The following is a 12,243-nucleotide window of genomic DNA, read 5'->3' on the forward strand; positions in this document are numbered from 1 at the left end:
AATGAAATTTGAATTACGTGAGTTGATAAACGCATTGGATACAAAAACAAAGATACATCTTCAAAATGCTGCATCGAGATGTGTTGAGAGATCGGGAAACGAAATTTTAATCGAAGATGTTTTATTTGTGATGTGTGAAGATGAAAAATCATTGTTTAACGCACTTATGACACATTATAGCATTGAACAAGAATCAATGGTAGAAGCTCTACAACACGGTGTAAAAGTCAATGCAACTGAGAGCAGCAGTCCTGTCTTTTCCAATCTGCTTATTCAATTGCTGGAAGACTCGTATCTCATTGCAAAAATGCAGTTGAACGTGAATGAAATCTCAGACGCGGCAATTATCTTATCATTGTTTGATAATGGTATCAAATACTCCAATACACAGTATTTCAGACTTTTGCAAAATATACCTTTTGATGAAGTGAAAAGTTTGATAGAAGGCTTAAATGAAGAAGCCGTGGAAAATGGCGAGGCGCAAAGAAAAAGCGCTAATAAGAAAATAAAAACTTCTGCAGAGTTAGATAAATATACTACAAACCTAACACAACTTGCAAAAGATGGAGAGATCGACCCTGTACTTTGCCGAGACGATGAGATCAAACAGGCAATAGATATTTTACTGCGAAGAAGAAAGAACAATCCGATTATGGTTGGAGAAGCCGGAGTCGGTAAAACGGCAGTAGTCGAAGGTCTGGCATTAAAAGTGGTCAACCATGAGGTACCGACACAACTCTACAATGCACAGATATTATCTCTTGATCTAGGTGCATTGCAAGCAGGAGCAGGAGTAAAAGGAGAGTTTGAAAGAAGACTTCAAGCGGTCATTAATGAAATACAAAACTCGCCGGAGTTTATTATTTTATTTATCGATGAAGCCCATACGCTAATCGGTGCAGGAGGCAATGAGGGAAGCGGAGATGCTGCGAACCTTTTAAAACCTGCATTGGCACGGGGACAACTAAGAACGATAGCTGCGACAACATGGCTTGAATATAGAAAATATTTTGAAAAAGATCCGGCACTGTCGAGAAGATTTCAAAAGATCGATCTTTTAGAACCGACTGTTGATGAAGCCGTCACCATTTTACGAGGTATTGCGAAAAAGTATGAAGAGGTACATGAAGTCTATATAGAAGATGAAGCATTGCAAGCCGCTGCTTCTCTTTCGGCAAGATACATAACAGGCAGACAGCTTCCCGACAAAGCGATAGATGTTTTAGACACCGCTTGTGCCAATGTAAAGATAAGCCAGACCAATGTGCCGTTTGTACTGCAAAAGCTTTACACTCAGATAGAAGAGTTAAAAAGAAAAGAAGAGTTTTTAATACGAGACAACAATAGAGGAATAAAAGATTATTCTGCACAACTGACATCCCTTGTAGATGAGATCACTCAGCTTGAAGAAGAGGCTGTGATCATTAAAGAGTCTTGGCAGGAACAAAAAAGTGCAATGGAAGAGCTACAGCAAGCGCTCAAAGAGAATGAACACGATAAAGTCCGTCCTTTACATGAAAAGATCGATTTACTGCATGAACAAAATAGATATATTCATAAACATGTAACAAAAGAGCAGATCGCAGAAGTTATCTCATCTTGGACAGGCATACCTCTTGGCAATATGATCAATAAGCAGATCCAAAAAGTTATTGATCTGGAAAATTCTATGAAAGAAAGAATCATCGGACAAGAAGAAGCTATTGAATATATCAATCAATTTTTACAGATTTCCATGGCAGGACTTAAAAAAGAGAATGCTCCTGCAGGAGTTTTTTTACTTGTAGGTCCGAGCGGTGTGGGTAAAACGGAAACCGCATTAAGTATAGCCGACCTTATCTTCGGCGGTGAAAGATTTATTACGACGATCAATATGACCGAGTTCCAAGAAAAACATACTGTCTCAAGACTGATCGGTTCACCGCCGGGCTACATAGGATACGGAGAAGGCGGACAGCTTACGGACCCTGTTAGAGTCAAGCCTTATTCGGTGGTACTTTTAGATGAAATAGAAAAAGCCCATCCTGAAATTTTGAACCTTTTTTACCAGATGTTCGACAAAGGTGTTTTAAACGACGGCGAGGGACGTACCATCGACTTTAAAAACACAATCATCGTGATGACATCAAATTTAGCGACTGCTGAAATAACTGAATTGTGTACAAATGATCAAGACATTACAATGGATGAGATAAAAGAACATATAACACCTATTCTTTCTGCTTATCTCCAACCTGCATTGCTTGGAAGGATGAACATAATCCCATATCTCAATCTTAAAGATGAAGCCTTAAAAGAGATAACAAAACTCAAGTTACAGTTTATCCGTAATCAATTAGCCAAAAAAGAGATCGAGTTTCATTACGATGATTCACTTTTAGAATTTGTCGCTGCTTTGTCAAATGCACGAGATACGGGAGCTAGAAATATAGAGCTGATCATAAATAACAAAATTATGCCAAAGCTTTCAAAGATCATGTTAAATGCAGCGGTTGAAAAACAGATTATCAGACAGTTACATATCAATGTGGATGAAAACCAAGAAATCATTGTAAGGAGTGAGTTATGAAAAAAAAATCTCTGTTTATCATGCTAAGTATGATTTTAGTGAGTATGTCATTTACGGCTTGTAGTTCTTTTAAAGAAACTTATAAACCCCTATATCAAGTAAAACCGACTGTAGAAAAAGTGGAGGAGAAATAAACCATGAAATTAGTTTTAGACATTATAAAAAGCGGTGAAGAGACTCCTTTAAAAAGAAGCTTTCATTTAAATAGAGAAGGGGGAATTGTAGGAAGATCGACAAACGCCGACTGGCAATTGAACGATCAACAAAACTACATTTCAAATAGTCACGTATATATCGAATATCAAGATGAAGTTTACTACATTCGTGATGAAAGTACAAACGGAACATACCTCAAATTTCCATATAAAAAACTGCCAAAAGGTAACCGTATAAAAATCAGTTCTACAGATATCTATATTTTAGGTGAATATGAAATACAAGCAAGGTTTGTAGAAGATGATTTTTCTACGGATATTATGGAACAGATAAATACTTCTGATTCGGAAGATACGCGTATTATCCCTGATGATGACTTTTTAGATGAGCCTTTTGACAGCCTGGAAACGCATGAAATCAATGTTATGGATATCGTTACAAGTGCGAAAAAAACTACTTATGAAAATACAGTTAGCAATGACGAAATAGACTCTGAAACAAATGCAAGTGAATTAAACGAGCATCATATCAGCATTCCCGATGCATCACAGGAAACAAGTGAGGCTTCTTCCACGATTTCAAATACTTCTTTACAAAGAAGTATAAATATTTTAGAACAGAAACTCGGTATAGAAATATGTTCACTCGATAAGAAAGAACGGGACATCCTAATAGAGGAGGTCGGAGATATTATTTTGAACAGTTTAAGCGGTTTGAAACACTCCCTTTATTTAAAAGAAAAGATCAAAGAAGATTTAAATGTCTTAAAAGCGGATGAGAGAGAAACACAAGTAAACCCCATTTTACTCGGTGAATCCGCTTCTACACTACTGCAAAACAAACAGCTAACAGGTATGTTGGGATTTTCAAGAGTTTCTGATGCCATTTTACAATCATTCGATGAACTTGATCAGCATAATATAGCACTTCATGCAAGCAGCAAAAATCTAATGAGCGTAGTGATAAGAAGATTTTCACCTAGTAATCTAGCCTACTACTTTGAAAGTCTCGGAGCTTTAAAATCTATATTCAAATCTAAGAGATCTATGATGTGGAGTGCATATGAAGATATGTTTAAAGAATTAGAACACGAACCGGAAAAAGGTGCTGAACTCATAAGCAAAGATTTTGCAAGAGAATATAAAAACACTGCATACAGCGTGACTTTAGCGACAGAAAAACGTGTTAAACAGGAGAAGTAGATGAAGAGAAAAATATATTTTACATCATTGTTAATAGTTATATTTATGAGTGGGTGTGTATCGAAAAATCCGACACATATAGATTTGGAGATCACCTCCGGTAAAGAGATAAATGTGGACGATGATAATGTCTCTTCACCTTTGATGCTGGTTTTTTATGAGCTTTCATCAGCAGATAAGTTCTCAAAATATAACTACTGGGATATTGTAGATAATTCAGGTAAAAAACTAAAGCAGGATATATTGTCTCAGACGAAATATCCAATCCTTCCTAATGAAAAACAGACATATCAAATAGTGTTTGATGAAAAGGCTAAGTACCTCGGCATAGTCGCCAAGTTTAGAGATATCAAAGATTCTAATTGGCGTTATATCATCAATTTGGAAAAAGATTCATCTAATGAGGCTGAATTGAAAATAAAAAAATACTCTATTACGGAAGATGAATAAGATGGAAAAAAGAATAGTATGGAAAGAGGGGCTTTTTATTCGTCCGCAGCACTTTCAACAAAACGATAGATATTATGCTTATGAATTGATGACAAGAACTACTGAGCTTGGTAGTAATCAATGGGGGTTCTTCGAGCTTGATATAGATAAACGACTCCTTGGTATGGGGAAAATAGTTCTAAATCATGCAAGCGGTATATTACCTGATGGGACGCTGTTTGATATAACGGCTAAAGATGAAGATTTGGCACTTAATATTGATAGTGATGATTTTGGACAGAGTGTTTATTTAGCAATACCGATATTGATTCATAATAGTGATGATGTTCGTTTTGAAGATCAAGAAAATATTTTAACCCGTTTTAGCGCAGAATCTATTTTAGATGTACCAAATACAAATGCCGGTGAAAGTTCTACAACTGATCTAGTCGTTGCCAGACATGATTTTAAACTTTTGATAGAAGATGATGTCAACGACGGTTATATCGTTATCAAGATCACGAATATAGTATCGGTTAGTGCCGGAGGTACGGTAACGATAGATGAAAGTTATATACCGACATTTTTACATCTTAATAAATCAAAAGATTTGATGTCTCGATTGAATGAATTGATCAGCATGCTGACATACAGAGTCGAAAGGTTGTCAGAAAAAATAAGTCATTCAGTACTACAGGCATCAGAACTGGGAAACTACTTGATGTTACAACTTTTAAATAAAACACTCAGTAGATTTCACTTCTTTCTAACGCAAGATAGGATTCACCCTCAAGATGTTTTTCTGGAACTTACGACATTAGCGGGTGAACTGGCTGTGTTTATGAAAAAAGATAAAAAATTATCTGAAAACTTCACATACAAACATGAAGATGTCGGAGGCAGTTTCAATAAGATCATTGCGGAGCTAAAAGGTATGCTCAGTATGGTACTGGAACAAAACTCTATCTCTCTACCTATCGAAGAGAGAAAATACGGTATTCATGTAGCTCAGTTAAAAGATAAAAAAATGGTGAAAACATCACAATTTATATTTGCCGTCAGTGCAGATGCCTCTACAGAAAGCATTAAAGAAACATTGATGTCAAATCTTAAAATAGGCAGTATAGAAACTATTAGAGAGTTAGTGAATTACCATTTGGTCGGATTTAAAATCAAACCGCTCTCGTCTCCTCCAAGAGAGATCCCTTATCGTGTAAATCATCTGTATTTTCAAATTGAGTTGACAAATGAAAATCGTGTCGAACTGGAAAGATCCGGCGGTTTCGCTTTCCATCTGTCCGCAGAACTACCAAATGTTGTTTATGCATTATGGTCTATTAGAAGTGCGTAAAGGAAGAAATTTATGAGCAATAAAACAATACTTATTCCAAGTTCACCAAATGAGAAGAACTTGACAAATTTTAATTCAAGCAGAGAAGAAGATTACAGTAGTTATAGAAATAATGCTTTGAACTTTGTAAAAAATGTGAGTAGAACAGACATACCGTACTATGATGAAGATACCAATTATTTTTTGTTGGCATCATCGGGTATCTTTAAACAACTCGCTATTGTTCAAAACAGTTATGAGGTAGGACCGATACACGAAGTCCGTCAATCTTTTATTGACAGTATGAACGAGTATACGGATATTCTTATGAAATACAAGATTGAAGAATCTCAGGCATTAGTATCAAGATATATCTTATGTACCTTTATCGACGAATTGATCAATACGACATATTTTGGTCAAGAAAACAACTGGTCTAGTAACAGTTTATTAAGAATCTTTCATAATGAAAGCTATGGCGGGGAAAACTTTTTTAGACTACTAGATAAGTTTTTGAAGGCTCCCGCTAAATTTATCTATATTTTAGAGCTGATGTATGTTTGTTTATCTTTAGGTTTTCAAGGGAAGTACCGTATCGATAATACAAATAAACATGAACTGAATATGATAAGGGAAAGTCTTTACAAACAGATCAAGATTATACAGGGAAGAGAACCGTTAAAGTTTTATACAAAACACAATCCCTCCACACTTAGGCATAGGCTTTTTTATCTCATTTCATATCCGACAATCGTTTTAAGCAGTGTGTTGCTTTTGATGATCGTATATATCGGTCTCTCTATCGGATTATCTGCTGAAGATACAAAATTCATCGGTTTAATAAATAAAGAAAAAAATTCTAATTTTTTAACGGAAAAAACTTTTGATTTAGAAAAGTACAGAAAGGAATACAAAAATGATTAAATCCTTATTGAAAAGCGGTGTCTTTTGGACATTAGTAATAACAACCATTATTACATCGGTTATTATCTTTATTTTTCCTTTCTTTTTTGAATCTTACAAAGATTGGACATACAGACTGCTTATCGCATTTTCATTCTTTTTTGTAATGACGATTTTCGTTCTGCTTTATATTGTCTTTTTGCAAGAACAAACGCAAAAAAAATTGAAGGAATACAAAGAAAAACGAGAAGAAGAAAAGGCAAAAGAAGAGATTGTCAATGAAAAAATAAAAGATATTAAATTCAAGTTTAATGAAGCTCTTAAACTTTTGAAACAATCGACACTTTACAAAAACAAACGACGTGCAAGATATGAACTGCCATGGTATCTTTTAGTGGGGAAAGAACAGGAAGGAAAGACAACACTTCTTGAAGCTTCAGGATTGGACTTCCCTCTTAATATCAATTATGAGCATAGAAGCGTAAAAGAGGAGGGTTCTTCAAAAGGCTTTTTATGGTATTTCGCAGAACATGCCATATTTATAGATATGCCGGGGCAATATATCAACCAGACAGTTGATGAATCTGATTCCACAGTTTGGGAAAAAGGGTTTTTAAAACTTTTTGCTAAAAAAAGACTGCGTCGTCCATTAAACGGTATTATCTTAAATATAAGTGTAAATACTTTTATAGAAAAAAGTGAAAAAGAACTTGAGCAATATGCAAAAGATCTAAGAGATAGATTTGATGAACTTTCAGATGGTTTTGTATCGAGTATACCGATATATTTGATTATAACGAAATCTGATAATATGGTCGGATATAACGAATATTTTGCCTCTTTAAGTGAAGAAGAAAAAGAGGAAGTTTTAGGAATTACTTTCGATGATCCGGCAATGAATGTTGACACGACCGTAGTAAGACCGGAACTTGAGAAACTCTTAAAACGTATCAATAGTTCTATCATAGATAAACTTCACCACGAATGGGATGAAGATACCCGTACAAAAATATTTTTGTTCCCTGATGAATTTAGCAGTATTTTTGAAAAAATAGGAATGTTTACTGATATCTGTTTTGCACAAACAAGATATAGAAAATCATTAATGCTCAGAGGTATATATTTTACCTCTGTTCCGGAAGATCAAGAAGGTAAAACATCGTATCTGTTATCTAAAAAAGATGATAATAAATTAAGTACCGGTCGAAGTTCTCGCGGACATTTCATTAAAAAGCTTTTACAAGACGTTATTTTTCCTGAATCCGACCTTATCAAAATGGATGAAAACTTCAAAAAGGTCAACAAAAAAAGACAAACGATCGCCATAATCAGCGCAGTTGCTGCAGTGGTATTATTTGCTTTACTATGGATCAGTGATTTTGTGTCTCATAATAATGCATTACATGAACTGGAAGATAGAGTCACTCAAGTCGCAATGCAACAAAACAAAGTGAAAAGTTCAGACAGTTATGAAAAGATATTGCCTATTCTTAATGAGATGAACGATATAAAAACTTCATACGAACATGAGATGTCGGATAGTTTCTATAGATTGAATTTTTACGATGTAAAACCACGAACCGTTCAACTATATAATCTCTACCAAAATACACTTTCAAATATTTTACTGCCAAGAGTCGCTAATAGTCTGAATGATCAGATTCTTTCAAACCTTTCCGACTATAAAAGAACTTGGAGCAATACAGAGATATATCTTATGCTGCATGATGAACAACATAGAAAAAAAGAGTATTTGACAACAGCTATGGGTGAGATCTGGGCTAAAACGTATCCGAATAAACCGGGTGTTCAAAAGGCATTGAATATGCATTTAAAGAACTTATTAAACCTTGGTTTCAAGCCTTACTCTTTAAATCAGAGAACATTAAAAACAGCTCGTTCGGTATTGTATAACAAAGCAAATGTCGTCATCGTATATGATGAATTAAGACAGATGGCGAATGAAAAAACGAATTTGCAGCCGTTTAGTTTTGAACAGGTCTTGGGTGCTAATGTAGATGTCTTCAAAGGCAACAGTTATCAAATTCCAGGGCTTTATACAAAACAGGGATTTGAAAAGGTTATTGTCGCTAATGGACAAAGTTATATCAAAGAAATTCTACAAAATAACTGGGTTTTAGGAACAAGAACTGAGTTGACACAAAGTGAGCTTGATGATATTTATGCTCAAGTATTGAGTTTGTATTTTAAAGATTATAAAAGATATTGGATAGATGCGATCAGCGATCTTAACGTCCCGCAATTACTTAGTGAAAGTGGTTTACGAAATCAGTTAGAAGTACTTTCTTTAGCAAACTCGCCTATAGTTTCTATACTGCAAGCGATAAAGACAAATACAAATATCTATACTCCTGAAGAACTATTTTTGAAAAAAGCTCAAGAGGGAGATCAATCACTTAGTAAAGTGGCTCAGGCAGCAGCTCAAAATAAAATAAAAACCAGTAAATTGGTAACGAACATTAAAACTGTACGTAGTTTCTTTAAGCAGTATCATGATCTTTTAAAAGATGATGGTACTCCTGCACCAAACCTTGAAAATGCTATGCTCGTTCTCAATAAAGTATTTCAGCAAATGAATGATCTTTTTGCATCAGTCAATCCTCAGGAAAAAGCTTTCATGATAGTAAACGGTCGTGTTCAAGGAAAAGTCGAACCGATTGTGCAGAATTTTTCCGCTTTACCGCTTGATGTCAATCGCTGGTTTAGACAAACGTTAAATCATAATTGGGATTATCTGATCTTACAAATGAAAGATTATATTCAGGCGAAGTATGAAGAAAATGTATGGGCATTCTACCAACAAAAGATACAAGATAGATATCCGTTCCACAAGTCTTCCGAACATCAGCCGGTAAGACTTGAAGATTTGAGTTCATTTTTCAAAAGTGACGGTATCTTTGACAGCTTCTTTAAGACATATATTCAACCGTTTGTAGAGATCAATAAAATAACCTATCAGACATATAAAAGTAAAAATATAGATGGTCGCAGTATCGATTTTAATTTAGATCTGATGAAAAATGTCCTGCGTGCCTTTAGAATAAGAAATATTTTCTTTAGCGACAACGGTCAAAAGTTATCGACTACTTTTTATTTGACGCCAAGAAAACTAGACCATTCTTTAGCGACTATGGAGTTGGATTATGCTGCAAATAAATTGATCTATGAACACGGAGCAGTAAGAGATACTCAGTACAACTGGCCTGTACAAACTACTTCTGATATACAGCAAGCTAGTTATAAACTATACGATATCAGCGGTAAAAAAGTGGTTGACATTACGGCTGAAGGAGACTGGGCATTATTTAAATTAATTGACAAATTAAATGTTAAAACAGTCTCTAATAACGTGATTGAAATATATAACGGAAAAGATGATGATAATGCTTCGATTAGTTTAAAAGGCAATATCAGCAATATCACAGAAAAAGACAGACTGTTTGACAACTTTAAATTAAGTGAAAATATCTAATGAAAATACACAGCTTTTCTTTTACGCACCCGGGACATCAAAGGAGAGTCAACGAAGACTCTCTTTATGCTGATGACAACAAAGGTTTATGGATAGTGTGTGATGGTATGGGAGGACATGAAGAGGGGTTGTTTGCTAGTCATTTGGCGACGGATAGTTTTGAGGTCTTAGAGTTGAATTTAAATTTTGAAAAAAATGCGGAACGTATTATTCAAACAATACATTTGGTTAAACAACAGCTTGATAAGAAAGTGGCTATGTTAAATACGCAAGCCATAATAGGAACTACATTAATACTTTTATATATACAAGGAGACAGTGCACTTTGTATAAGTGCCGGCGATTCTAGATGCTATATTTTAAGAAATGACAGGCTTTCATTAGTCAACATGGATCATACTCGAGATCTGATAGATGAGGAAAATATACGAAGTGTATTGACAAATGCTTTATATGCACCGGGTGATATCAGTATAGATGTCACCCGCTTTACAGTTAAACAAAACGATGTTTTTTTATTGTGCAGTGACGGTTTATATGCTTATGCAGATAATCAAAAAATAAAAAGATCGATGAATGACGAAATATTGGAGAGAGGCTTCAAGTCCCTTACCTCTTCAGTATTAGCAAGCAGTGCCAGTGATAACCTCACCGGTATAATGGTCGGTGTGTCATGACAGAACAATTTACGCTACGTAGAATCTATGACGACCATTCCGGTATTTTTAACAAACGCTATATCATCATAGAACAGCTGGCTATAGGTGGAATGAGCGTACTTTTTAAAGTTCAAGATATTTATAGCGAGTATTTTAACGATCCTAAAAAGTTAGTTATTAAAATCCCTCATGAAAACTTACTGGACAAACAGGATATTGCTGCTTTTATTTATTCTGAATATACCTATTTACGAGATATATCTCATCCAAATATTGTAAAAGTATATGACTTTGGTATAGATCATGAGACAGAAATTCCTTATGTCGTCATGGAGTACTTAGAAGGCTCATTACTAAAAAAAATACCTTTGTACAATATGTTGCATAAAGAGAAAGTAGATCTATTTGATACGTTGTTTAGTACAGTTAATTACATTCATTCTCAGGGAATCATACACGCAGATATCACTCCTAAAAACATTATGCTTTCTTCAGACAAACAAGTTGTCTTATTTGATTTCGGCATATCTCAGTCAATCGAAAAAATTAAAGATTTCGGACTCAATTACAACCAAATAAAAGCCTATAACCCAAAATATGCAGCTCCGGAAGTATTACAGGGAGAAACTCCTTCCATAGCATCGGATATGTTTTCACTTGGTGTGACGCTTTATGAAATATTTAGTTTAGAGCTGCCTTTTAAAGAAAGCAGTATGGAACTAGAAACGGCACCGTTGACCATGCATAACTGTTCTGAAAAAATCCCATTTTTTCTACGAAGATGGTTTATAGATGTTTTGAGAATAAATCCCATAAAAAGGAGGTATCGATTACCAGTATTATATAAGTTTCTGTTTTAGGGCGAGGTTGTTAAAAATATGTTTATATGCTCCAAAGAGCGACTAATTGAACTGTTTTTGACTAAATTATATATATTTAATTAAGAGGAAATCAAAAATGAATAATCCAATCTTTATTTCAATTGAAGGAAGTACACAAGGTTTGATGACTGAGGGTGCTTTTACACCGGAATCAGTAGGTAATTCTTACCAAGAAGGCCATGAAAATGAAAGTCTTGTAAAAGAGTTTAGTCACACAATTAAAATCCCAAGAGACCCTCAGTCTGGACAACCATCCGGACAAAGAGTTCATGAACCGTTAGCTATTACAAAACTTATCGACAAGTCTTCACCGCTTTTATACAATGCTTTGACAAAGGGTGAAACTCTTAAAAAAGTAGAAATGAAGTGGTATAGAACTTCATATGAAGGTAAACCTGAACATTACTTTACTATGCTATTAGAAGATGCTGTTATTGTTGGTATTACTTCAGAAATGGGTATGGAAGCTGGTAGTGCTACTTCTCAAGTTGCTCCAATGGAAAAAGTATCGTTTGCATACAGAAAGATCACTTGGAGACATGAAACTGCGTCAACTTCTGGAGAAGATGACTGGAGAATGGGTGTCAGTAAAATGGCATAATTTTTTACAGGGGTCACCCC

At 34.9% G+C, this 12,243-nt stretch carries 10 protein-coding genes; all 10 read left to right on the top strand.

Annotated features, from left to right (window positions below; genetic code table 11):
- Nucleotide 1: 1 nt before the first annotated feature.
- The 10 genes from tssH (at nucleotide 2) to WCX87_RS02445 (ending at nucleotide 12,223) form a co-directional block, all read left to right on the top strand.
- Nucleotides 2–2,569, top strand: coding sequence for a type VI secretion system ATPase TssH (gene tssH / locus WCX87_RS02400; RefSeq protein ID WP_345980443.1), 2,568 nt, complete (start codon nucleotides 2–4; stop codon nucleotides 2,567–2,569).
- Nucleotides 2,566–2,703, top strand: a complete 138-nt coding sequence (locus tag WCX87_RS02405; RefSeq protein ID WP_345980444.1) for a hypothetical protein — start codon at nucleotides 2,566–2,568, stop codon at nucleotides 2,701–2,703. The genes tssH and WCX87_RS02405 overlap by 4 nt, the downstream gene beginning before the upstream one ends.
- A gap of 3 nt (nucleotides 2,704–2,706) precedes the next feature.
- A complete protein-coding gene (gene tagH, locus WCX87_RS02410) occupies nucleotides 2,707–3,927 on the top strand; it encodes a type VI secretion system-associated FHA domain protein TagH (protein WP_345980445.1) in 1,221 nt (406 codons plus the stop codon).
- Nucleotides 3,928–4,377: a type VI secretion system lipoprotein TssJ gene (gene tssJ, locus WCX87_RS02415; protein WP_345980446.1), complete on the top strand. Its 450-nt coding sequence runs from the start codon at nucleotides 3,928–3,930 to the stop codon at nucleotides 4,375–4,377. It begins immediately after the preceding gene.
- 1 nt (nucleotide 4,378) lies between these two features.
- The gene (gene tssK / locus WCX87_RS02420) at nucleotides 4,379–5,707 is read left to right on the top strand and encodes a type VI secretion system baseplate subunit TssK (RefSeq protein ID WP_345980447.1); all 1,329 of its coding nucleotides are present in this window, start codon (nucleotides 4,379–4,381) and stop codon (nucleotides 5,705–5,707) included.
- A gap of 12 nt (nucleotides 5,708–5,719) precedes the next feature.
- Nucleotides 5,720–6,610 (top strand): type IVB secretion system protein IcmH/DotU, encoded by an 891-nt coding sequence (icmH, locus tag WCX87_RS02425; RefSeq protein WP_345980448.1) that lies wholly within the window; start codon nucleotides 5,720–5,722, stop codon nucleotides 6,608–6,610.
- On the top strand, nucleotides 6,603–10,082 hold the full coding sequence (tssM, locus tag WCX87_RS02430; RefSeq protein ID WP_345980449.1) for a type VI secretion system membrane subunit TssM: 3,480 nt from the start codon (nucleotides 6,603–6,605) through the stop codon (nucleotides 10,080–10,082). Before icmH ends, tssM begins: the two co-directional genes overlap by 8 nt.
- Nucleotides 10,082–10,759 (top strand): PP2C family serine/threonine-protein phosphatase, encoded by a 678-nt coding sequence (locus tag WCX87_RS02435; protein WP_345980450.1) that lies wholly within the window; start codon nucleotides 10,082–10,084, stop codon nucleotides 10,757–10,759. Before tssM ends, WCX87_RS02435 begins: the two co-directional genes overlap by 1 nt.
- The gene (locus WCX87_RS02440) at nucleotides 10,756–11,601 is read left to right on the top strand and encodes a serine/threonine-protein kinase (protein WP_345980451.1); all 846 of its coding nucleotides are present in this window, start codon (nucleotides 10,756–10,758) and stop codon (nucleotides 11,599–11,601) included. Before WCX87_RS02435 ends, WCX87_RS02440 begins: the two co-directional genes overlap by 4 nt.
- Nucleotides 11,602–11,698: 97 nt before the next feature.
- Nucleotides 11,699–12,223: an Hcp family type VI secretion system effector gene (locus tag WCX87_RS02445; RefSeq protein WP_345980452.1), complete on the top strand. Its 525-nt coding sequence runs from the start codon at nucleotides 11,699–11,701 to the stop codon at nucleotides 12,221–12,223.
- The last annotated feature ends 20 nt before the right edge of the window (nucleotides 12,224–12,243 follow it).

The sequence above is a fragment of the Sulfurimonas sp. HSL3-2 genome, from assembly GCF_039645965.1.
Classification (GTDB): domain Bacteria; phylum Campylobacterota; class Campylobacteria; order Campylobacterales; family Sulfurimonadaceae; genus Hydrocurvibacter; species Hydrocurvibacter mobilis.

Coding starts and splice junctions, on each gene's coding strand:
- tssH (WP_345980443.1), top strand. CDS start 2: ATGAAATTTGAATTACGTGAGTTGATAAACGCATTGGATACAAAAACA.
- WCX87_RS02405 (WP_345980444.1), top strand. CDS start 2,566: ATGAAAAAAAAATCTCTGTTTATCATGCTAAGTATGATTTTAGTGAGT.
- tagH (WP_345980445.1), top strand. CDS start 2,707: ATGAAATTAGTTTTAGACATTATAAAAAGCGGTGAAGAGACTCCTTTA.
- tssJ (WP_345980446.1), top strand. CDS start 3,928: ATGAAGAGAAAAATATATTTTACATCATTGTTAATAGTTATATTTATG.
- tssK (WP_345980447.1), top strand. CDS start 4,379: ATGGAAAAAAGAATAGTATGGAAAGAGGGGCTTTTTATTCGTCCGCAG.
- icmH (WP_345980448.1), top strand. CDS start 5,720: ATGAGCAATAAAACAATACTTATTCCAAGTTCACCAAATGAGAAGAAC.
- tssM (WP_345980449.1), top strand. CDS start 6,603: ATGATTAAATCCTTATTGAAAAGCGGTGTCTTTTGGACATTAGTAATA.
- WCX87_RS02435 (WP_345980450.1), top strand. CDS start 10,082: ATGAAAATACACAGCTTTTCTTTTACGCACCCGGGACATCAAAGGAGA.
- WCX87_RS02440 (WP_345980451.1), top strand. CDS start 10,756: ATGACAGAACAATTTACGCTACGTAGAATCTATGACGACCATTCCGGT.
- WCX87_RS02445 (WP_345980452.1), top strand. CDS start 11,699: ATGAATAATCCAATCTTTATTTCAATTGAAGGAAGTACACAAGGTTTG.